Origin of the sequence: Paraburkholderia sp., from assembly GCF_049581445.1 — a bacterium.
In the GTDB taxonomy this organism is placed as follows: domain Bacteria; phylum Pseudomonadota; class Gammaproteobacteria; order Burkholderiales; family Burkholderiaceae; genus Paraburkholderia.
Genome location: NZ_JBAURZ010000144.1, coordinates 16,986 through 38,893, shown reverse-complemented (window position 1 = coordinate 38,893; position 21,908 = coordinate 16,986). Strand labels below are relative to the sequence as shown.

Genomic DNA, 21,908 nt, shown 5'->3' with positions numbered 1-21,908 from the left:
GACCACAAGATGAAAACAATCGTTCCCAAGGCTCTTGCGAGCGCTGTGCTGCTGAGCCTTGCCGCCTGTGCGGTGCAGCCGGAAACTCACGCAGACCTGACGCGCACGGTGCAAACGGTGGCGCCCGACGCATGGAGCATAGCCGCGCCGCAAGACACCGCGGATGCCAACGCCTGGTGGGCACAGTTCGGCGACCCGGTCATGCATCAATTGGTTGCGTCCGTGCTAAACAGCAATCTGGATGTCCAGGCTGCGGTGGAGCGTGTCAAGCAGGCTCAAGCCATTACGACACAGCAGCGCTCGAATCTGCTGCCTGAACTGGACGCCACCGCGATTGCCAGCGACGAGCGGCTCAATGCTCCCCCGCCGCTGGGTTATGTCCGCCAGGCCGGGTTTGGCGTGGCGGCGAGCTGGACGCCGGACGTGTTCGGTGGCGAGCGCCTGGCGGTACTGGCTGCGCAGGCCCAGGAGTCGGGCCGCGAGGGGGCGCTGAACGAATTGCGGCTGGCGCTCGCTGCCAACACGGCGGCGGCGTACATCGATCTGCGTTGGGCGCAGTCAGAGTTGCAGATACTCAACGACAACGAACAGATCAGAAGCCGGGCGCTGAAACTTACTCAGGAGCGTCTGCACTACGGGCTTTCGACGCAGCTCGATGTTGCCCGCGCGCAAAACCAGTTGCAGGATCTGCAGGCACAGATTCCGCGGGTGCAGTCGACGATTCAGCATCAGATGAGCCTGATCGCCGTTTATTCGGGGCGCACGCCGGAAAGCTTCGGCACTCCTCTGCTCGCCGATACGCGCGCGATTCCGGTGCCGGCGCAGAGCGTGCCGCAGGTTTTGCCGTCCGATGCGCTGCTACGGCGGCCCGACGTGCGTACGGCATACGCCGGCGTCGAAGAGCGCGCGGCACAAGTGGGGGCCGCGAAGGCGCAGCGCTACCCGCAGTTCAAGCTGAATCTCGCGGACGGCCTGCTGGCATCGTCTTATCTGGGCTTGCCGACCTTGACGGACAACCTTTTTAGCGCCGCATTGAGCGCGACGAGTCCGATCTTCAACGCCGGGCGGATCACGGCGAATATCGACGAGAACGAAAGCAAGATGCGTGAGGCGCAACTCGGCTTGCAGCAAACCATGCTGCAGGCATTAAAGGAGGTGGAGGACACCCGTAGCGATCTGGTGAACGACGCGGTGCAGGTGGATCGCCTGGGCGGCGCACTGGACGCCTCGGATCAAGCGTTGCACCTGTCTACCGAACTGTACAAGGACGGCGCGTCGAGCTTTCTCGATGTGCTCGCCGCGCAGGAAGCGTATTTGCGCGATTCGGAGTCGCTGAATCAGGCCAGGCGCGAGCACGCGCTCGCAGCGGTGGCGTTGTACCGTTCGCTCGGCGGCGGTTGGGATGTGCCCGCGGACAGCACGGCGCCCACTTCAAAGCTGGGTTGACCGCCCCGCTATAAGCACGAGAGTTGGCGCCGCGAGAAGCTTGGCGCGCGGCAGTGCGCTGCACGGCACGCTCATGCAAACAGGAATTTTTTGCTACATTGACGCGAGCGACGCGTGGCTTGCCGCGCGTCGGCACAGATCGTCAGGGTGTACTGTTGTGCAGCCGAAAGGTTGCCGCTGCACATCGTGGCCGTCAACCGGATAACGGATCAACTCCAGAGACAATGATGCGAATTCTAGTCGTAGGTGCGGGTGCGGTAGGGGGCTACTTTGGCGGCCGGCTGGCCGCTGCGGGACGTGATGTTACGTTCCTGGTGCGGGCGGGACGGGCTGAAGAACTGCGCCGCGCGGGCCTTGTGATCAAGAGCGGGCGGGGCGACCTGACGTTGCGCGATGTGAAGACCGTGCAGGCCGAGGCGATTGCCGAGCCCTTCGATCTGGTGATACTGAGTTGCAAAGCCTACAACCTGGACGATGCAATCGACTCGTTCGCGCCCGCAGTCGGTCTCAATACCGTGATCATGCCTTTGCTCAACGGCATGCGGCATATTGAGGTGCTCACGCAAAAGTTCGGCGCGGCGCGCGTCCTGGGCGGCGTATGCCTGATTGCCGCGACGTTGAACGCCGAGCGCGAAATTGTTCATTTGAACGACTCGGCGGGCTTGACGTTTGGTGAACTGGAAGGCGGCGTGTCTGCGCGCGTGCAGGCGATCGCCGACGTGATGAAGGTAGCCGGCTTCGATGTCGCGGCAAGCGACGTGACCCTGCTGACCATGTGGGAGAAGTGGGTGTTCCTTGCCACGTTGGCGGCCTGCACGTGCCTGTTTCGCGCATCGATTGGCGATATTCTGGGGGCGCCGGACGGCAGGCGCGCCATCGAGGCCATGCTTGGCGAATGCCGTGCCGTGGCACAGCACAACGGCTTTACGCTGGGAGCGGAATTTGACGCGCGCGCCAACAAGATGTTGTTCACGCCCTCACCGCTGACAGCGTCGATGCTGCGCGACGTGGAAAACCATTCACGCACGGAAGCCGACCATGTCCTGGGCGATCTGCTGCAAAGGGGCGGTCCCGCACAGCAACGGGACGTGGGGTTCTCGTTGCTACGCGTCGCATATAACCACCTGAAGGCGTATGAGTTACGCGAGGCGCGCTCGGCATAGGACGCGGTTAGCAGGCCGCTGTGGCCGGGGCATTGGGGGACGGGCGGCTTATGCCGTGCAGTAGAATTGTCCCATTCGCCATGCGGCGCGAGCCGCACGACCGCAACTAAGTGCATGGGATCGGGGCGCTCTGCGTGGGACCGGAGTAAGTGCTGAAGCACTAACTCCGGATCGACATAAGCGCTATAGCGCCAACTCTGGTCGACCGCTGTGCATGGGACCAGAGTAAGCGCTAAAGCGCTAACTCTGGTCGACAGGAGAGCATGATGCCGAGTCCAACGGGGTCGGTGGTTGCATTGAGTTCCGCTTCGGCGACGACGTTCTCGATCGGCATCGTCTATCTCGGGTATTGGGGGATTCACGAGGCGGTGCCCTGGCGGTTTCTGGACGGGCTCGTCGTTGCGTTGGCAGTGGCGGGCTTTGCCTGCCTGGCGCTCGTACCGTGGACCGCCACCCGTCCGGTCGACGTGGAGAGCAGCGATGATGGCATCCGGGTCGCGCGGCGCCTGTTTCTCGGCGGCGTGACCGCCGTCTGGCTGGCGGTCGTGCTGTCAGTGTTTTTCTGAATCGGAGTTCAGGCCTGAGCCCGGTCTCCGGCGGAAGTCGCTAGTCCATAGTCATCCTGAGTAAGGGGCATGCAGGCTTTCTCCATCCTGACGCCAGGCACTGCCGAGTGCCTGCGCCGGCTAGAACAGTCTGGGCGTGCCGACCCACACCACCAGCGACTCGCCACGAGCAGTATTTGCCCAACTGTGCGGCACCGTCGATTCGTAGTGCGCACTGTCACCTGCCTGCAGCGCGAACGTTTTTCCCTCCAGGGTCAACGACACCTTGCCGCTGATCACATAGAGAAACTCTTCGCCCGCATGCGTATTGACCTCGGAGCGTTTCTGCCCCGGCGGCATTTTGACAAGAATGGCTTCAAGCTGACGCCCGCCCGTCAGATTGGTCAACCGGGCGAACAGATTGGCCGAATCCGCGAAACCAAAAAACTTCAGTTGATTGCCACGGCTCACCGAGCGTTCCTCGCTGGGTGTATCGACGAAGTACTGCACGGTCACGCCCAGCGCGTTGGCGATGCCTGCGAGCGAGGTTAGCGAGGGCGTGGCGAGGCCGCGCTCGAGCTGTGACAGAAAAGGTTTGGAAATGCGCGCCGCTGTGGCCGTTTCGTCGAGCGTGCGCTTCAGACGTTGCCGAAGCGCGCGAATCTTGCTGCCCAACTCCAGTGCCGGATTTTTGTTTTCAGTTTTCGTGACCATAGCAGGACGAATCAGCCCGTCAAAAATGTTTGATGTTGGTAAACAAAGTTTGATAGTCTTGCAGAATATCAAGATTGCGAGCTTATGCCGGAGCGGCATTTTTCTTGAAACAACGCGCTATGTTGCCAGAAGCAGGATTCGTTTCGAAATTTCCTGTCGGGCGGACGGGTTTGAAAACACCGCAAACGCTGAATAGAGCGGCTTTCGCGGATTCGAACATTTTGATGCGCCGGACGCACGATTAATACATGCATCGCGGATTCATGGATGATATCGCGCGGCAAGCCTCGGCAAAATGCACGATTGTCATTACAGAGGGTGGTACGCCTCAGTGAATTCCCTGAGTGACGAAGCTGGCGATGCTCAGGAGAATCGCGCTCGCTTGCGGGCGGCCGAACCTTTCGGTCTGCTTGCAGTGCGCAATCCCGCGCGCAGTGATCCTGCGCCCGGATATCGATGCGGCGCGTTTTACCCGAACCGCCGCCAACGTGAGATGAATAGTGATCCGTATCGCCACGCCTCTTCCAGCGCCCGCTCAGCCGGGCCGCCGCTTGATGTCACTCGCTAGCGCTACGTGCCCAGCGGGGCCATTGTGCTTACCGCGCCTTATCATAGGGCCCGTTCCGGATTAGCGGACTGCTCTATCGAAAGGTGACGAGCCGACGCTTTCCACCCCCAGTTTCCAGCGACACGCCGCTTGATCGGCGCGCCGAAGCAATCATAAAGAACACGAGGTAGATGATGAATTCAACCGTATCCCAGACTCGATCGTTTTCGACGGTCTTCCTGATCGAGATGTGGGAGCGTTTCGGCTACTACGGGATGGCCGCGCTGTTGGTGCTGTTCATGATCGACAAGCTCGGCTTTACCGACAGCCACGCCACGCTCACCTGGGGCGCCTTCACCGCGCTGGTTTATGCCGCACCGTCGGTAGGCGGCTGGATTGGCGACAAGATTCTGGGAAGTCGCCGCACGATGGTGTTCGGCGCGCTCGTGCTGTGTTGCGGCTATCTGATGCTTGCCATGCCGAACGACCAGCTCAACTACATGTACGCTTCGCTTGGCGTGATCGTGGTGGGCAATGGCCTGTTCAAGGCGAACGCAGCGAATCTCGTCCGGCGGATTTACGAAGGCGATGATGCGCGGATCGACAGTGCATTCACCATTTACTACATGGCGGTGAATATCGGCTCGACGATATCGATGCTCGCGACGCCCTGGATCAAGGATCACTGGGGCTGGCACGCAGCGTTTGCGGTCTGTTGTGCGGGCATGCTGCTCGCCGTGGTGAACTACTTCATCATGTTCCGCACGCTGGAGCATGTGGGGTCCGCGCCGGATTCCGAGCCGATTCGCTGGAAGCGGGTGGCGGCGGTGCTGGTCGGCGGTGTCGTCTTGGGTCTGGCGACGATGTTCGTACTGCAGCACAAGGCGGTCGCGGTGGCTTGCGTGTACGCAGCTGGCATTGCGATTCTGGGCATCTTCGGCTACATGCTGATGAAGTGCGAGCACTCGGAGCGCGCGGGTCTTATCGCGGCGTTGGTGCTGACGTTGCAGGCGATTCTGTTTTTCATCTTCTACCAGCAGATGTCGACTTCGCTCACGCTGTTTGCGGTGCGCAACGTTGATCCGCAGTTTTCGCTGTTCGGGGTGTCGCTGTTCACGTGGAGCGCGGCGCAGTTTCAGGCGCTCAATCCGATCTGGATCATGCTGCTGAGCCCGATCCTTGCCGTGCTGTATACGAAGTCGGCGCGAAGTGGCAAAGACATCTCGGTCGCGGCGAAGTACGCAGTTGGTTTTGTCGTGGTGGCAGCGGGATTCTTCGTCTACGCGGTGAGCGGTCGTTATGCGGTGGACGGACGGGTGTCGTCGTGGTTCATGGTGGGCGGCTACGGGTTGTATTCGCTTGGCGAGTTGCTGGTGAGCGGCCTTGGACTGGCGATGATTGCGCGTTACGTGCCGGCGCGGATGAGCGGCTTTTTGATGGGCGCGTATTTTGTTGCGTCGGGCGTGTCGGGGTATCTCGGCAGCGTGGTGGCGAATTTTGCGCAGATGCCGGCGGGGGATCTTGATCCGCTACAGTCGTTGCCGCTCTATACGAAGCTGTTCATGGGGTTAGGGTGGCTTGCTGCGCTTGGCGCGCTGGTTGCCGTGTTGTTGTTGCCGTTGATGAACCGGTTGTCACGTGAGCATCATCTTAGTACCGCTCGCGCGGTAGGGGCTGGGCATGAGGCTGATGAGCTTGCTGCTGCTTCTGCCTCTGCTGTTGAATAATCAGGTTTTTGCCTTGCAGGCGGCTGTTGTTTTGGCCGCCTCTTGGTGGGTGCGTTTTGTTGTTTTCTGATTGGCTGTCGGGGTTGGCTCTTTTTCTGTTTGCCTTGGTTTTGGGCCCCTCCTTGTTTTGTTATCAGTCTGTTTGGGTTGCCCTGTCTTTGCTGGTTGCCCTGGGTTTTTGGCCTTTCCTTGAGTTCTTATTGGTTTATTAGCGATGCCCCTGTGCGGGGCAGCACTCACTTTCTTTGCGGCCGCAAAGAAAGTAAGCAAAGAAAGCGGCTCACACCGCCAGCCCGTAGGTGTCCACCTCGCCGGTGATCCGGCATTGGTCCGAGACGAGACCCGCCCTCGCACTTTCCCACTCAGTGACACAGCACTCATCCGCTCCAGCGTCGCGCTGCGCGCCCCGCCGTCGGGCATAACTAAAGCCCAACTGCGATCGGATGGCAGCCGCAACCGAACGGCAGCTGCAACCGAACCGCCGCTGCAATCGAAGCGCATCCGCAGCCGGAGTGCGGACCGCAACCGAACTTCAGCCATAAATTCCACGGGCGTCTAATCACGACGGCGCACTCGTTCCTGAGAGTGTTGGCACATCGTCGGCCTGCTCGAGAAGTCAGGCGCCGGCATTCCCTTGCAAACCGATCCGCGACGCACGTAGTGCGGAGTGGGGTGGATGAGTGCTTTGTCACGAGGAGGGGCTGTACGAGAGACCCTCTCGTCTCGGACCACTCCCGAACTGCGTAAGTGGTGGACACCTACGGGCTGGCGGTGTGAGCCGCTTTCTTTGCTTACTTTCTTTGCGGCCGCAAAGAAAGTAAGTGCCGCCCCGCAGAGGGGCATCGCTAATAGACCAATAAGAATGCAAGGAAAGGCCAAAAAACCTAGCCAACCAGCAAAGGGAGCGCAACGCAAACAGAGGGAAATCCACGAAGGGAAAGCCCAAAAAAACAGGGCAAACAGCAAGGACGGCCCAACGCAAACAGACCGACAAGAAATCAGAAAACGGCCAAAAACGAGAGCCAACAGCGGAAGGACCAACGCCAACGGAAAATCAGAAAACGAAGCAAAGGCCCCTTGATAAAGCAACCCAACACAGCCGCCTGCAAGGCAAAAAGCCCATCAACAACTCACGAAAACCGCAAAACTCCAAACCAGCAAGTAGCAAACGACGACATCTCCCCAGATCTGAAAGATCACGTTTACCCCTTGAAACAAGAGTCAAAATGTATTGCAGAGTCACCGCCACGCAACAAACCGTAACGGTTATACACAAAAGAGTCGCGCAAAACGCTATACCGCTTGTAGAATCCGGCCTTGAAGCGTGCGCATACCGCGAACGTTTCGTGCATTCACTGACCAACAACAGGTAGGAGAAACATGCCGACTTCCGCAAAAAAGGTGGCCAAGAAGGCTGCTACGGTACCGACCAAGAAGGTTGCTGCGAAGAAAGTTCCTGCGAAGAAAGTCGCAGCTAAGAAGGTCGCCGTGAAGGCGTCCGGCGCTCCGTCGCCGATCAAGGACACCTTCACGAAGGCCTCGCTGGCTGCTCACGTCGCAGAACGTGCTGCTGTTGAACCGAAGGCTGCCAAGGCCGTGCTGGCCGCGCTCGAAGACACGATCCTCGGCGCAGTCCACAAGAAGGGCGCTGGCGAATTCACGCTGTCGGGTCTTCTGAAAATCGTCGTGACCGCTGTTCCGGCGAAGAAGCGTCGCTTCGGCAAAGACCCGTTCACGGGTGAAGAGCGTTGGTTCCCGGCCAAGCCGGCTAGCGTGCGCATCAAGGCACGTCCGCTGAAGAAGCTGAAGGACGCAGCAGCTTCGTAATTGCGCCCGGCACGCTGCCGTTTCCAACGCAGCAGACGCCGCGCCAGTACGCACTGCTCGAAGTTCCAGAAGCGCAAAAATCCCCGTGGGTGAAAACCCCGGGGATTTTTTATTGCCGCACCGCTTTGCATCGCCTGGATCGCGGCGGGGCCACGCACCCCGTTGCGAGGCGCGCGATGCACCGGAGTAGCGCATTGCGAGCCGTCGCAGTACGATGGTGCGAAAGTCATGCCGGGCAGATGCGCTGTTCGTGTGCATCCAGCGAGCTTTGCGTGCGGAAAGCCAATGGCATAGCGTTTGCTTGATCGTTGCTGAACACCGAATGCGCAGCGCATTCGCCTTCTATCCGACAAAAAGAGCGGGGCGTGACATGCGATGCTATGACGAGATGCGTCATCACGATGAAGTCGTGCGGCCTCATTACGCGCGCTTCGAACGTTGGCTGGCTAAACAGGGCAACGAGGCCATCGCCCGCAAGCGGGCCGAGGCCGATATCCTGTTTCGCCGGGTGGGGATCACCTTTGCAGTCAACGGTGATCTGTCCGGCACCGAGCGGCTGATCCCGTTCGATCTGATCCCGCGGATCATTCCGCGCGGCGAATGGCAAGGCCTCGAAGCAGGCCTGCGTCAGCGGGTCCAGGCGCTCAACCTGTTTATCCACGACGTCTATCACGACCGCAATATCGTGCGCGCGGGCATCGTGCCGGCCGAACAGGTCTACACCAACGCGCAGTACCGGCCGGAGATGCAAGGCGTCAACGTGCCGCTCGGTGTTTACGCGCATATTGCTGGCGTCGACGTGGTGCGGGCCGGCGACGACGGTGCGTTCTACGTGCTCGAAGACAATCTGCGAGTCCCGTCCGGCGTCTCCTATATGCTGGAAAACCGCAAGATGATGATGCGGCTGTTCCCCGAACTGTTCGTGCAAAACCGCATCGCGCCGGTTGCGCACTATCCCGATCTGCTGCTGGACACGCTGCGTTCGGTCGCGCCGGAAGGCGTCGACGATCCGGTCGTGGTGGTGCTCACGCCCGGCATGTACAACTCGGCGTATTTCGAGCACACCTTCCTCGCGCAGCAGATGGGCGTGGAACTGGTAGAAGGCAAAGACCTCTTCGTCGACGATAACTATGTGTTCATGCGCACTACCCAGGGGCCCAAGCGCGTCGACGTGATTTACCGTCGGGTGGACGACGATTTCCTCGATCCGCTCGCGTTCCGCGCCGACTCGGCGCTCGGCGTCCCAGGGCTGCTGACTGCGTATCGGGCCGGCCGCGTGGCACTCGCCAATGCAATGGGCACCGGTATCGCCGACGACAAATCGATCTATCCGTACGTGCCGGAGATGATCGAGTTCTACCTCGGCGAGAAGCCGATCCTCAATAACGTGCCGACTTTCCAGTGCCGCAAGCCGGATGATCTGGCCTACACGCTCGCGCATCTACCTGAACTGGTGGTCAAGGAAGTGCATGGAGCGGGCGGTTACGGGATGCTGGTTGGACCCGCTTCCACGGCGGCTGAAATCGAAGACTTCCGCGCTCGTCTGATCGCGCGGCCGGCGGGTTATATCGCGCAGCCCACGCTGGCGCTGTCCGCCTGTCCCACGTTCGTTGAGGCGGGCATTGCGCCGCGCCATATCGATTTGCGCCCGTTTGTGCTGTCCGGCAAGACTGTGACGATGTGCGCGGGTGGATTGACCCGGGTCGCGCTGCAGGAAGGCTCGCTGGTGGTCAATTCATCGCAGGGAGGCGGTACCAAAGATACGTGGATGGTCGACTGAGGGCAGCGGCCACTGCCAAACGGCCGCGTCTGCAACGAGGAAAGCCGGCGGCTGTGTTTGCCGGCGCAAGCGGATAACCAGCGCGGGTGAGGGGAGCATCCCGAACCTGTCGCTTCGCGCCAGTCCCCCCACGGGGGCAGAAAAACCTGGGACGGCCCGGCGTTTTTCTGAGGGGCTGGCGCCATCAACCATGGAAAGCCGTCATGCTAAGTCGCACTGCCGACCACCTCTTCTGGATGGCCCGTTACATGGAGCGCGCCGAGAACACGGCGCGCATGCTGGACATCAACCTGAAGGCGCTGCTTTTACCGCAGACGCCTGAGCAGGAGGCGCGCGCGCAGCGTTCGGTGCTACGTATCTCCGAACTCGAGACGGCCTTCGCAAAGCGTTACGACGAGCCCACCCGCGAACATGTGCTGGACTTCATGGTGACCGACTCGACCAATCCTTCGAGCATCCATTCGTGCCTGCAGGCTGCACGTGAAAACGCCCGCGCGGTGCGCGGCACGTTGACCACCGAATGGTGGGAGACCATCAACGACACCTGGCTCGGATTCAACGAACGCACCGCGGCCGGGAAGTTGACCGCGAACCCGGACGAACTGTTCGAATGGGTCAAGTTCCGTTCGCACCTCTCGCGCGGCGTGATGCTCGGCACCGCGCTACAGGACGACGCATTCTTCTTCAACCGCCTTGGCACCTATCTCGAACGCGCCGACAACACCGCGCGGATTCTTGACGTGCGCTTTGCTGATGTCGAGCCGAATTCGCGTGACGCCGCGCGTCAGCTCGAAGACTTCTATTACTGGACCTCGATTCTCAGTTCGGTGTCGGCGCTGGAGATTTATCGCAAGGTCTATCGTGACGTTGTGACGCCAGCCCGCGTGGTGGAGTTGATGATCCTGAACCGGCAGATGCCGCGCTCCTTGCTCGCGTCGCTGGAGGGCGTCTGCCAGAATCTGGCGATGCTGCGCACCACGGGCTCCAACCAGTGCGAGCGTTTCGCAGGCAAGCTCAGCGCCGAACTGGAGTACTCCGATATCCGGCAGATTTTCGAAGCTGGCCTGCACGCCTATCTGACGCAGTTCCTCGCCCGCGTGTTCGAACTCGGCAATCTGGTTGCGCGCACGTATCTGATGCTGCCAGTCGCCTGACGGAGTTTCCTTATGTACCTGACCATCCGCCACGACACTTCCTATCGCTACGAAGCGACGGTCCATTATTCGATCCAGCAACTGCGTTTGACGCCGGCAAGTGGCGCCGCGCAAGTGGTGCGGCGCTGGACCATCGACGCCCCTGGCAAGCTCGACGCCACCTTCGATGCCTACGGCAACGTGCTGCATACGCTCGTGCTCAACAAGCCGCACGACGAGATCCGCCTTCATGTGGCAGGCGAGGTCGACACGATTCCGCTGGTCGACGGGCAGTTGCGCGACGCGATCGGCCTGGTGCCGCTCGAGCATTACACCTGCGCCACGCGCCTGACCGAGGCCGATGGGGCCGTGCGTGATCTGTCCAGGTCGGTGGAGTCGCTCGCCACCCCAGCGGGCCTTATCAAGCTCTCAGAGGAGATCGTGCAGCGGGTCAAATACCGGCCCGGTATCACCGAGGTCACCAGCACAGCCGCCCAGGCGCTCGAGCTCGGCAATGGGGTCTGCCAGGACCACGCGCATCTGATGCTGGCGTGCTGTCGCGCGCGCGGTATCCCGGCGCGCTACGTAAGCGGCTATATCGAACCCGGCGACGTGCCGCATGGCGCGAGTCACGCATGGGTCGACGTCTGGCTCGACTCCGGCTGGGTCTCCGTGGACGTCACGCATGCGGCTTTCGCCAGCGAAATCTATTGCCGGCTGGCCGCGGCGCGCGATTACGAAGCGGCGGCGCCGGTGCGTGGCCGGCGCATCGGCGGGCTGGAGGAGAAGTTGAACGTAACAGTGAAGGTCAGTGCGCAGCTGCCACAGTAGACGTGCCACTTGTGCCGCGCGTCACTCAATTCACACGCATCCCACAGGTCCACGGCGGCGCCGCATTACAATAGCGGCGTTTGCAGGTATTCCGGATATTCTTTATGACTTACTGTGTGGCGATGTGCGTGGACGAGGGACTCGTGTTTCTGTCCGATACGCGCACCAACGCGGGCGTTGATCACATCAGCACCGCGCGCAAAATGACTGTGTTCGAGCTACCTGGCGAACGCATGCTGGCGCTGCTTGGCGCAGGCAATCTGTCGCTCACGCAGGCGGTATTGCAGGAGTTGAGCGAGCCGACCGACCCGGAGCGTCCCACGCTTTGGACCGCTCCTACCATGGCAGACGCGGCGCGCGTGATCGGCAAGGCCGTGCGCGACGTGCACCAGCGCGAAGCCGAGGCCTTGCAGGAATTCGGCGTCGACTTCAATTGCAGTTTCATTCTGGGCGGCCAGATTGCCGCCAAGGGCAAGGCTAACAACGGCCGTCCGCATCTGTTCATGATCTACTCGGCGGGCAATTTCATCGAATCGTCGAGCGTGAACCCGTATTTTCAGATCGGCGAGTCGAAATACGGCAAGCCGATCATCGACCGCGTGCTGACGCCCGCCACGCCGCTCGATGAAGCCGCCAAGTGCGCGCTGATCTCCATGGATTCGACGCTGCGCTCGAACCTTTCGGTGGGCTTGCCGCTCGATCTGCTGGTCTACGAAAAGGATTCGCTGAAGGTGACGCGTTTCGTCTCGATCGATCATGACAACGCGTACTTCGAGATGATTCACCGGACCTGGGGCGAGCGCCTGCGGCAGGTGTTCTCCGAGATTCCCGATCCGGACTGGGAGGCGTCGCCCAACGTGCCGTTACAGCGCCGTGAGCGCGAACTGGTGCTGCATCGTGCGCCAGTGGCCGCAGATGAGCCTGTTACCGCGCAACCTGCGCAGACGCTCGCGCAAGCTGAGAAGAGCAAGACGCAGCGCTAGGACGCCTGGCTGCCAGAGGCGCGCCGGCAGCAACCACCGTCCGCAGAATTCTTTCCTTCCTTCGAGCCATAAAAAAAGCCAGCCACCGGCTTAACGCCTGTGGCTGGCTTTCGACAGCGTCCTGCTTCAGCTGTCCGTCAAGTCGATTAGAACTTGTGACGGATACCGAGGGCAGCGATTTCCTGCGAGCTCGAGTCAGACGAGAAACCGTAGTCGGCCGCGCTGGCCACTGCAGTTTGCGTCGTCGTCGCGCTGGTGCGCTGCGTGCCGTTCGCGTGCTGATATACACCCATCAGATACACGTCCGTACGCTTGGACAGGTTGTAGTCCGCGCCCAACGAAACCTGGTTGTACGTCGCCGACGTGTCGCCAGCGCCGTGCGTGTAGGTATAACCCAGACCCAGCTGTGCTGCCGGCGTAACGTTATAGCCGAGGAAGCCGGCGGCTACGTTGAAGCGCTCAGTCGAACCGAAGCCCGAGTAGGCGTCAGGCTTGTATTGCGCATTGCTGTAACGGATGTTGGCCGTGAACGGGCCCGTCACGTACTGACCAGCAACCGAAGCGATGCCGATCGATTTCGCCGATGCGTACGCATTGTTGATGACGGAGTCGAACGTGCCGCCCGACGTCGCACCTGTGGCCCAGCCCGGTGCTGCCGTTGCGGTTTGGCCGCGGCCTGCAGGCGTCGACGCGTTGTCCATGCGGATGTAGCCCGCAGCGATGTTGAACGGGCCGGTGCCGTACGTTGCTGCTCCCGACCACGTTTGACCCGAACCGGTCGAGCCTGCCACGCCGCCCAGTGCGTACATGCCTTCGAACTGGAATCCGCCCCAGACCGGCGACACATACTTGACCGCGCTGTTCGTACGCGAGCTGTTGTCGTTGTTGTCAACGTCGCCCGGAGTCGTGAAGAATTCGCTGTAGTTGTCGCCCGTCAGACCCTGGACCATGTCGACCACCGGGTCGTATTGACGACCCAGCGTGACCGTACCGTATTGGTCTGCGCTCAAACCGGCGAACGCCTGACGACCGAACAGGAGGCCACCTTGACCTGCCTTGCCGCTATTCGGATCAAAGCCGCCTTCCAACTGGAAGATCGCCTTAAGGCCGCCGCCCAGGTCTTCCGTGCCCTTCATGCCCCAGCGGCTACCGGACAGGTTACCTTGCTGCATCTGCCAAAGGTTTTTGCCGCCGTCGTTATGCACGTACATGATCGAGTCGTCGATCACGCCGTACAGGGTGACGCTGCTTTGAGCATGAGCTGCGCCCGCAGCACCCAGAAGTGCCAGCGAGAGGCTGGTCAGAGCGATTTTTTTCATCCATTTCTCCACGCGATGATTAGATTCGTTGTTGCGAAATGGAGAATAACGCAGGCTGTCTGTAGGTAAGAACTGAAAAAAATTGAGTGTCTCCTAAAAGTAACACCGGCCGAAAAGTCTTATGTATCAAGCTCATTAGGCATAGTTGCTCTTTTGGCAACATTGAATGCCGAAAAGCTCAATATTGTTGTTTTGTTTATAGTCATGTGGTGCAGGACCATAATTCAGGGTCTGCTTTGGAGGTATATTGTAAGGTTGTTGTCTACCTTGTGGGCCTTTCCCGCAGCGCCCATTTAAAAGCGGCGGCCACAAAGAGTTGACCTGCGTGCTAGACAGATTCACCTGAATGTGAACGCCCCTTTCTTATCCTTTTTTACTGGTGAGGCCACGCAAGCGCGCGTTCAACTTTCGTCGGCGAGCGGTTGGACGTCGGGGGCGTCCTTGCTGCGCAGGCGGCCTGCAACAGCGGTCACCAGCAGAGCCGTGCCGGCGGCCACGAGCACGGAACCCCACGCATGCCGCTTGACGTAGCGGTCGGCTGCGACGGCCTTGCGGCCTGCCACGATCAAGGTGCTGGCGGCTGCGCGAGTGGCCTGTCCCTCGGCCTGGATGACCTTGCGGCCAAGCTTCGCCGCTGTGTCGACGCCGACACCCAAGGTGCGTGTCGGCCGTTCGCCGCGTTGCGTGGCGAAGGCCGCGCGTGGTTGCTGGGCGCCTGCCGGCGATGCCATAGCGCTCAACGCCGTCGAGCCTGCTCCCGGTGACGGCGCATCGGTGGTCGTTAAATCCTTCACCGGATGCACGAGGTTGCTGGCCGCCTGTCCGTGCATCGTTGAAGCCGCCAGCACCGACGCCATCTTCGCCCGGCTGCCCGGTGGCGCTTCTTCCAGTTGCCCCCATGCGCCGCGCGGATCGTGCAGCCGACCGCGGGCGGCCGAGAATTCCGCGCCCAGCAATAACACCACGGCCGAGAAGTACAGCCACATCAGCAGCACCGCAAGCGAACCTGCCGCGCCAAACGAGTTGGCCATGCCCGCATGGGCGAGGTAAAGCGCGAAGAGCTTCTTGCCCGCCGAGAACAGCACCGCAGCGACGGCGCCGCCAACCAGCGCATCACGCCATCGCACGACTGCGTCCGGCAGAAACTTGAGCAAGGCGGCGAAGGCGAACGCCAACACGAGCAGGCCGACTCCGAGTTGTAGCAGGTTGCCGATCACCACGTACGGGGAGTCGCCCCATATCCACTGACCAACGAACGTGATGGCAGTGTCGAGTACGAGCGAGACGATCAGCAGGAACGCTACGCCGAGCACGAGTCCGAACGAGATCAGCCGTACCCGTACGAGGGCGATCACGCTCGATGAACGCGGACCGGTCAATGGCCAGACAATATTGAGCGCGCTGTTCAGCGAAGAGAAGGTGGCGGAGGCGCCGATCGCAAGGAGGGCGAATGAAATGATGGCCGCGATGCCTCCGGCGCTGCCACTGTGACGTGCGTTTTCAACGATCGTTTGAACGCCTGCGGCAGCGTCGTCACCGAGCATGCCGTGAATATGCGAGAACAGCTCGCCGCGCGCCGCTTGGGCGCCGAAGAACCAGCCTGCTACCGCGATCACCATGACGAGCGTCGGGGCGAGCGAGAACGCCGCGTAAAACGCGATGCTCGCGGCCATCGCCGCGCAGCGGTCGTCGCCAAACTGCCTGAAAGCCCCGACCGCCCATGAGGCTTGCTGGCGCGCCGCGGTTTGCAGTTTGTCCGTGGATAGCGTGTCGATGTCCATGATGTCTCTTGACAGAGTCGCGGCGCCATCGGGGTGCGCGTGTGCCGTTGCGGCAGGGCCCGATACGACGGGGCTGCCGCAAGCCGTATGCCTGTCACTATAGCAAGGCAAGCCGGCCAGGCAAGCCGGCCAGGTGATTGCCAATCAAATGGAGCGGGTTCGATGCAAGCCAAGGCAAGCGTTCGAGGCGAGCCTTCAAGGTAAGCCTCAATAACGCGATGCTCGAAAGGGTCTTATACTTTTGAGCACACCCCACGACGAGCTGAGGGCGAACATGCTGCAAATGTCCCGGCGTCAGTTCCTGAAGGTAACGGCATCCACGCTGGCCGGTTCGAGCCTTGCACTGATGGGCTTCGCGCCGGACTCCGCACTTGCCGAAGTCCGACAATACAAACTGACGCGCACTACTGAAACACGCAACACCTGCCCGTACTGCTCGGTGGGTTGCGGGATTCTCATGTACGGTCTGGGCGACGGAGCAAAGAACGCCACAGCCAGCATCATCCACATTGAAGGCGACCCGGATCATCCGGTCAATCGCGGCACCCTGTGCCCGAAAGGCGCGAGCCTGATCGACTTCATTCACAGTCCAAGCCGCCTGAAGTATCCCGAGTATCGCGCGGCGGGCACGGAGCAGTGGCAGCGGATCTCGTGGGACGACGCGCTTGACCGCATCGCGAAGCTGATGAAGGAAGATCGCGACGCCAACTTCGTCGAAACCACCGCGGACGGCAAGAAGGTCAATCGTTGGCTGACCACCGGTATGCTTGCTGCATCGGCGGGTAGCAACGAGGTCGGTTATCTGACGCACAAGGCTGTGCGCAGTATGGGGATGCTCGCATTCGACAACCAGGCGCGTGTCTGACACGGCCCGACGGTGGCAGGTCTTGCCCCGACGTATGGCCGTGGTGCGATGACGAACCATTGGGTCGACATCAAGAATGCGGACGTGATCCTCGTGATGGGCGGCAATGCTGCCGAGGCACACCCGTGCGGTTTCAAATGGGTCGCGGAGGCGAAGGCGAACCGCAAGGCGCGCCTGATCGTGGTCGATCCGCGATTTACGCGTACGGCATCGGTGGCGGACTTTTACACGCCGATCCGTACCGGCACGGACATCGTATTCCTCGGCGGGGTGATCAACTACCTGTTGACGCACGACAAGATCCAGCACGAGTACGTGAAGAACTACACGGACTTTCCGTTCATCGTACGTCAGGATTTTGCCTTCAAGGACGGCATTTACTCCGGCTACGACGCCAACAAGCACGAGTATCCGGACAAAGCCTCGTGGGACTACGAACTCGGCGACGACGGCTTCGTGAAGGTCGATCCAACGCTTCAGAATCCGCGCTGCGTGTACAACCTGCTGAAGCAGCATTACTCGCGCTACACGCCGGAGATGGTCGAGAAAACCTGCGGTACGCAGCAGGCGAACTTCCTGAAGGTGTGCGAAATGCTCGCCTCGACGGCGGTACCTGGTCGCGCCGGGACGATCCTCTATGCGCTCGGCTGGACGCACCACTCGATCGGCGCGCAGATCATTCGCACCGGCGCGATGGTGCAACTGCTGCTGGGCAACATCGGTATCGCGGGCGGCGGTGTGAACGCGCTGCGCGGGCACTCGAACATCCAGGGGCTGACTGACCTTGGGCTGATGTCGAACCTGCTACCGGGCTACATGACGCTGCCCTCGGAGGACGAGCAGGACTACGCGGGCTACATCAAGACGCGCGCCACCCAGCAACTGCGCGCGAACCAGCTTAGTTACTGGAAGAACTACGGCGCATTCTTCGTGAGTTTCATGAAGTCATGGTGGGGCGATGCGGCGACGGCCGACAACAACTGGGGCTACGACTATCTGCCCAAGCTTGATAAGCCTTACGACTTGCTGCAGGCCATCGAGCTAATGGACCAGGGCAAGATGACCGGGTACATCGCGCAGGGCTTTAACGTGCTCGCGTCCTCGCCAAACAAGGCGAAGACCAGCTCGGCGCTCAGCAAGCTGAAGTGGCTCGTGGTGATGGACCCGCTTGCCATCGAAACCGCGGAGTTCTGGAAAAATCACGGCGACTACAACGACGTCGACGCGTCGAAAATCCAGACTGAAGTGTTTCGCTTGCCGACCACCTGTTTTGCCGAGGAACGTGGCTCGCTGGTCAGTTCGAGCCGGGTACTGCAGTGGCACTGGCAGGGTGCGCAGGGCCCGGATGAAGCAAAGAGCGACCTGGAGATCATGTCGGGTCTGTTCTTGCGTATGCGCAAGGCCTACGAGACGCAGGGCGGCAAGTACCCAGACCCGATCGTCAAGCTGGACTGGCCCTATGCGAATCCGGAAAGTCCGACGCCTGAAGAGCTCGCCATGGAGTACAGCGGCCGTGCTCTCGCGGATCAGACGGACGCGAAAGACCCCGCCAAGGTGCTGGTGAAGAAGGGTGAGCAACTATCCGGTTTTGCGCAGTTGAAAGACGACGGCTCGACTGCGAGCGGCTGCTGGATTTTCTGCGGCGCATGGACCGAGGACGGCAACCAGATGGGACGGCGCGACAATTCCGACCCCACCGGCATTGGTCAGACGTTGAACTGGGCGTGGGCATGGCCCGCCAACCGGCGCATTCTGTACAACCGGGCCTCGTGCGACTTGAGTGGCAAGCCATTCGATCCGACCCGCGAGCTGATCGCGTGGAACGGTTCGGCCTGGACCGGAGCCGACGTTCCCGACTACAAGATCGACGAGCCGCCACAAGCCGGCATGGGGCCGTTCATCATGAACCCGGAGGGCGTGGCGCGTTTCTTCGCCCGCGATCAGATGAACGAAGGGCCGTTCCCTGAGCACTACGAGCCGTTCGAGAATCCGCTTGGCTATAACCCGTTGCATCCCAACAACCCGCTGGCAACCAGCAATCCGGCTGCGCGCGTGTTCCCTGACGACCGTGCCGCGTTCGGCAAGGCGCCGGAGTTCCCGCATACGGCAACGACGTACCGGCTGACCGAGCACTTCCACTTCTGGACCAAGCATGCGCGGCTGAATTCGATCATTCAGCCGCAGCAGTTTGTCGAGATTGGTGAGGATCTGGCCAAAGAGGTAGGCGTGGTAGCGGGTGACCGCGTGAAGGTGTCGTCCAACCGCGGCTATCTGTACGCGGTGGCGGTAGTGACCAAGCGCATCAAGCCGTTGATGATTGACGGCAAGAAGGTGCAGACGGTCGGGGTTCCGCTGCATTGGGGTTTCAAGGGGCAGACGAAACCGGGTTATCTAAGCAATACGCTGACGCCTGTGGTGGGCGATGGCAATACGCAGACACCGGAATTCAAGTCGTTCTTGGTGAAGGTCGAAAAGGCATAGGGGGCTCAATGGCATTGCAATCGTTAGATATCAAGCGCCTGTCGGCCACCACTACGCCGCCCCCAGGAGTACGGGAGCCGGTAACTGGCACCGTCGCGAAGCTGATCGACGTCAGCAAGTGCATTGGTTGCAAGGCGTGTCAGACGGCCTGCATGGAGTGGAACGATCTGCGCGACGAGGTCGGGATCAACCACGGCGTCTACGATAACCCGATGGATCTCACCGAGCATTCCTGGACGGTGATGCGTTTTTCCGAGTACGAGAATCCGAACGGCAACCTGGAATGGCTGATCCGCAAGGATGGCTGCATGCACTGTGAGGATCCGGGTTGCCTGAAGGCGTGTCCTTCGCCGGGTGCGATCGTGCAGTACACGAACGGCATCGTCGATTTTCATGAGGAGAACTGCATTGGGTGCGGTTACTGCGTGACAGGTTGCCCATTTAACATCCCGCGTCTTTCGAAGAAGGACCATCGGGTTTACAAATGCACGCTGTGTTCGGACCGTGTGGCGGTGGGGCAGGAGCCTGCCTGCGTGAAGACCTGCCCGACCGGCGCGATTGTGTTCGGCACCAAAGAGGACATGAAGCAGCACGCGGCAGAGCGCATTGTGGATCTGAAGGAGCGCGGCTTCGAGCATGCGGGGCTGTACGATCCGCCCGGCGTGGGCGGCACGCACGTGATGTACGTGTTGCACCATGCGGATCAGCCGTCGCTGTATCACGGCTTGCCGGACAATCCGCGCATCAGTCCGATGGTGCGGTTGTGGAAAGGGATTGCAAAGCCGCTAGCCGTGGCGGGCATTGCGCTGGCGGCGCTATCGGGCTTCTTCCATTACACGCGGATCGGCCCGAACGAGGTGACGGAAGACGACGAACTGGCCGCGCAGGAAGAGGCGCAGCGCATCCGGAGCGAACGCGAGGAGCATCGAGATGAAGCAAGATGACCCGAACCTGATCGTGCGATATACGGCGAACGAGCGCACGAACCACTGGATCACGGCGATTACGTTTGTGCTGCTGGCGTTGTCGGGACTGGCGCTGTTTCATCCGTCGATGTTCTGGATGACAGCGCTGTTTGGCGGCGGACAGTGGACGCGCATCTTGCATCCATTTGTGGGTGTGGTGATGTTCGTGTCGTTTTTCATTCTTGCGGTGCGGTTCTGGCATCACAACTATCTGGATCGCGATGATGTGCAGTGGCTGCGGCAGATTGATGATGTGCTCGCTAATCGCGAGGAGAACTTGCCGGAGATCGGGCGGTATAACGCTGGGCAGAAGCTGCTATTCTTTACGATGGTGATGTGTTTGCTGCTTTTGCTTTGTAGCGGGGTGGTGATCTGGCGGCGGTATTTTTCCTTTTACTTTCCGATTGAGATGATCCGGTTGGCGGCTGTTGTGCATGCTGCCGCTGCGTTTGTTCTTATTGTTGGGATTGTTGTGCATATTTATGCGGCTATCTGGATCAAGGGGTCCGTTGGGGCTATGGTGCGGGGGACCGTTACTTTTGGATGGGCCAGAAAGCATCATCCTAAGTGGTTTCGGGAGAGTGTTAAGTGATTTGGGTTTTTACCTTGCAGGTGGCTTTGGTTTGGGGTCCTTATCGTGCTTTTGTTTCTGTTTTGTGATGGGCTGCTGGTTGCGCTGATTTTCTTGGCCAAAAGAACCCGAACTAACACCCTAAACGGGCAAGCGACCCAAAGCAAGCAAACAGCAGGCAACCGGCAAGCAAACAGCAAGACAGCAACAAGACAGCAGGAAGATCCGAAACCGCCTACGCAGTAAAAAAGCCCCAAACAAACCATGGTCCAAAGCAAACTCCTACCCGCGTCAGAGATCGAATCACTGGACCACTCAGCGATCCCTCGCATCCGCCTGCCCGAACGGGCCACAACATTCGCCGAGCGCGCAGCGAGAATGCGCAAACTCGCCGACTCAAACCCAATCGGCGGATACATCAGGCTAATGGCCTCCGTAGCCGATGCGCAGCATCACCTGCAAGCCACCTTTGAGTCCAGGCAACCATCGAACGACGCCCTCGCCCAGGCTCAACAACACTCCATGCCGCTCCTGTCGTCCCTCTCAGCCGACCGTGACCCCGCCTGGCGTGACATCCTCTACCGCCTGCTGGACAAGATCGAAGCCGGCGGCGCCGTCACGCCCGCGCTCGGCAAGGTGCTCGACAAGTTGCGCCTGAACACGCCCACCGAACTCGACGCGCAGGCGGATGCGGTGCTCGCCCAGCGCTACAACGAGATCAGTCCCGCCACTGCGCCGTTTATCATGGCGGCGCTGCAGGTGGTGTGGACCGATCTGGCAAGCAGGCTCGATCCACGCGATATTCCGTATCTCGACACGCCTGGCGTCTGCCCCGTTTGCGGTAGCCTGCCAGTTGCCAGTATCGTGCGCGTCGGCGGCCAGTATCAGGGGTATCGCTTCCTGCAGTGCGGTCTGTGCACCACGGAATGGCATATGGTCCGCGTCAAATGCTCGAATTGCGATTCGACTAAAGGCATCGCGTATCACGGCATCGACGGAGGCAGCGAAGCACTCAAGGCCGAGTCGTGCGATGAATGCCATACGTATCGCAAGATTGGCTATCAGGAGAAGGACTACGAGTTCGAACCGCTCGCCGATGATCTCGCGAGCCTCACGCTCGACCTGTTGATGAACGAAGCAGGCTATCAACGCAGTAGCGCCAACCCACTCCTGTGGCCGGAAGTGCCTTCGGATGGGTAAGCAGCAACTATCATGCATGGAATCGCGCCA

Annotated in this window: 16 protein-coding genes; 13 read left to right on the top strand and 3 right to left on the bottom strand. The window is 60.6% G+C overall.

The features are described from left to right. Window positions 1–9 precede the first annotated feature (9 nt). From WCA85_RS13725 to WCA85_RS13715, 3 genes are all read left to right on the top strand, one after another. The gene (locus WCA85_RS13725; protein ID WP_424064677.1) at window positions 10–1,446 is read left to right on the top strand and encodes an efflux transporter outer membrane subunit; all 1,437 of its coding nucleotides are present in this window, start codon (window positions 10–12) and stop codon (window positions 1,444–1,446) included. A gap of 227 nt (window positions 1,447–1,673) precedes the next feature. Next, window positions 1,674–2,609, top strand: coding sequence for a 2-dehydropantoate 2-reductase (gene panE / locus WCA85_RS13720; RefSeq protein WP_424064676.1), 936 nt, complete (start codon window positions 1,674–1,676; stop codon window positions 2,607–2,609). 266 nt (window positions 2,610–2,875) lie between these two features. After that, window positions 2,876–3,175, top strand: coding sequence for a hypothetical protein (locus WCA85_RS13715; protein WP_424064674.1), 300 nt, complete (start codon window positions 2,876–2,878; stop codon window positions 3,173–3,175). A 120-nt stretch (window positions 3,176–3,295) separates the two neighbouring features. Here WCA85_RS13715 and WCA85_RS13710 read toward each other — a convergent pair whose 3' ends face one another. Beyond that, window positions 3,296–3,868: a helix-turn-helix domain-containing protein gene (locus WCA85_RS13710; protein ID WP_424064672.1), complete on the bottom strand. Its 573-nt coding sequence runs from the start codon at window positions 3,866–3,868 to the stop codon at window positions 3,296–3,298. 741 nt (window positions 3,869–4,609) lie between these two features. On the opposite strand from WCA85_RS13710, the gene WCA85_RS13705 reads away from it, so the two are divergent. The 6 genes from WCA85_RS13705 (at window position 4,610) to WCA85_RS13680 (ending at window position 12,696) form a co-directional block, all read left to right on the top strand. Continuing rightward, window positions 4,610–6,142, top strand: a complete 1,533-nt coding sequence (locus tag WCA85_RS13705; RefSeq protein ID WP_424064670.1) for a peptide MFS transporter — start codon at window positions 4,610–4,612, stop codon at window positions 6,140–6,142. 1,380 nt (window positions 6,143–7,522) lie between these two features. Continuing rightward, window positions 7,523–7,969 (top strand): HU family DNA-binding protein, encoded by a 447-nt coding sequence (locus WCA85_RS13700; protein WP_424064668.1) that lies wholly within the window; start codon window positions 7,523–7,525, stop codon window positions 7,967–7,969. A gap of 370 nt (window positions 7,970–8,339) precedes the next feature. Then, window positions 8,340–9,749: a circularly permuted type 2 ATP-grasp protein gene (locus WCA85_RS13695; RefSeq protein ID WP_424064666.1), complete on the top strand. Its 1,410-nt coding sequence runs from the start codon at window positions 8,340–8,342 to the stop codon at window positions 9,747–9,749. 203 nt (window positions 9,750–9,952) lie between these two features. After that, window positions 9,953–10,903, top strand: coding sequence for an alpha-E domain-containing protein (locus WCA85_RS13690; protein ID WP_424064665.1), 951 nt, complete (start codon window positions 9,953–9,955; stop codon window positions 10,901–10,903). A 12-nt stretch (window positions 10,904–10,915) separates the two neighbouring features. Continuing rightward, window positions 10,916–11,713, top strand: coding sequence for a transglutaminase family protein (locus WCA85_RS13685; protein WP_424064664.1), 798 nt, complete (start codon window positions 10,916–10,918; stop codon window positions 11,711–11,713). 104 nt (window positions 11,714–11,817) lie between these two features. Next, on the top strand, window positions 11,818–12,696 hold the full coding sequence (locus tag WCA85_RS13680; protein ID WP_424064662.1) for a peptidase: 879 nt from the start codon (window positions 11,818–11,820) through the stop codon (window positions 12,694–12,696). Between the two features lie 146 nt (window positions 12,697–12,842). On the opposite strand, the gene WCA85_RS13675 is transcribed toward WCA85_RS13680, so the two are convergent. Continuing rightward, window positions 12,843–14,015 carry a porin gene (locus tag WCA85_RS13675; RefSeq protein ID WP_424064660.1) on the bottom strand — a complete coding sequence of 391 codons (1,173 nt, stop codon included), beginning with the start codon at window positions 14,013–14,015 and terminating at the stop codon, window positions 12,843–12,845. Between the two features lie 401 nt (window positions 14,016–14,416). Beyond that, on the bottom strand, window positions 14,417–15,796 hold the full coding sequence (locus WCA85_RS13670; protein ID WP_424064658.1) for a YhjD/YihY/BrkB family envelope integrity protein: 1,380 nt from the start codon (window positions 15,794–15,796) through the stop codon (window positions 14,417–14,419). A gap of 274 nt (window positions 15,797–16,070) precedes the next feature. Here WCA85_RS13670 and fdnG point away from each other — a divergent pair, with 274 nt between their 5' ends. From fdnG to fdhE, 4 genes are all read left to right on the top strand, one after another. Continuing rightward, complete coding sequence (fdnG, locus tag WCA85_RS13665) at window positions 16,071–19,142, top strand: formate dehydrogenase-N subunit alpha (protein ID WP_424064656.1); 3,072 nt, start codon at window positions 16,071–16,073, stop codon at window positions 19,140–19,142. 8 nt (window positions 19,143–19,150) lie between these two features. After that, a complete protein-coding gene (gene fdxH / locus WCA85_RS13660) occupies window positions 19,151–20,086 on the top strand; it encodes a formate dehydrogenase subunit beta (RefSeq protein WP_424064655.1) in 936 nt (311 codons plus the stop codon). Beyond that, on the top strand, window positions 20,073–20,699 hold the full coding sequence (locus WCA85_RS13655; RefSeq protein ID WP_424064653.1) for a formate dehydrogenase subunit gamma: 627 nt from the start codon (window positions 20,073–20,075) through the stop codon (window positions 20,697–20,699). The genes fdxH and WCA85_RS13655 overlap by 14 nt, the downstream gene beginning before the upstream one ends. Before the next feature lie 243 nt (window positions 20,700–20,942). Then, complete coding sequence (gene fdhE / locus WCA85_RS13650) at window positions 20,943–21,878, top strand: formate dehydrogenase accessory protein FdhE (protein WP_424064651.1); 936 nt, start codon at window positions 20,943–20,945, stop codon at window positions 21,876–21,878. Window positions 21,879–21,908 lie beyond the last annotated feature (30 nt).

Excerpts from the sequence above, each read along its gene's own strand:
- WCA85_RS13695 (WP_424064666.1), top strand. The coding sequence starts at position 8,340 with ATGCGATGCTATGACGAGATGCGTCATCACGATGAAGTCGTGCGGCCT.
- WCA85_RS13685 (WP_424064664.1), top strand. The coding sequence starts at position 10,916 with ATGTACCTGACCATCCGCCACGACACTTCCTATCGCTACGAAGCGACG.
- fdhE (WP_424064651.1), top strand. The coding sequence starts at position 20,943 with ATGGTCCAAAGCAAACTCCTACCCGCGTCAGAGATCGAATCACTGGAC.
- WCA85_RS13715 (WP_424064674.1), top strand. The coding sequence starts at position 2,876 with ATGCCGAGTCCAACGGGGTCGGTGGTTGCATTGAGTTCCGCTTCGGCG.
- WCA85_RS13725 (WP_424064677.1), top strand. The coding sequence starts at position 10 with ATGAAAACAATCGTTCCCAAGGCTCTTGCGAGCGCTGTGCTGCTGAGC.
- fdxH (WP_424064655.1), top strand. The coding sequence starts at position 19,151 with ATGGCATTGCAATCGTTAGATATCAAGCGCCTGTCGGCCACCACTACG.
- WCA85_RS13700 (WP_424064668.1), top strand. The coding sequence starts at position 7,523 with ATGCCGACTTCCGCAAAAAAGGTGGCCAAGAAGGCTGCTACGGTACCG.
- WCA85_RS13655 (WP_424064653.1), top strand. The coding sequence starts at position 20,073 with ATGAAGCAAGATGACCCGAACCTGATCGTGCGATATACGGCGAACGAG.
- WCA85_RS13680 (WP_424064662.1), top strand. The coding sequence starts at position 11,818 with ATGACTTACTGTGTGGCGATGTGCGTGGACGAGGGACTCGTGTTTCTG.
- WCA85_RS13710 (WP_424064672.1), bottom strand. The coding sequence starts at position 3,868 with ATGGTCACGAAAACTGAAAACAAAAATCCGGCACTGGAGTTGGGCAGC.
- WCA85_RS13675 (WP_424064660.1), bottom strand. The coding sequence starts at position 14,015 with ATGAAAAAAATCGCTCTGACCAGCCTCTCGCTGGCACTTCTGGGTGCT.
- WCA85_RS13690 (WP_424064665.1), top strand. The coding sequence starts at position 9,953 with ATGCTAAGTCGCACTGCCGACCACCTCTTCTGGATGGCCCGTTACATG.
- WCA85_RS13670 (WP_424064658.1), bottom strand. The coding sequence starts at position 15,796 with ATGGACATCGACACGCTATCCACGGACAAACTGCAAACCGCGGCGCGC.
- WCA85_RS13705 (WP_424064670.1), top strand. The coding sequence starts at position 4,610 with ATGAATTCAACCGTATCCCAGACTCGATCGTTTTCGACGGTCTTCCTG.
- panE (WP_424064676.1), top strand. The coding sequence starts at position 1,674 with ATGCGAATTCTAGTCGTAGGTGCGGGTGCGGTAGGGGGCTACTTTGGC.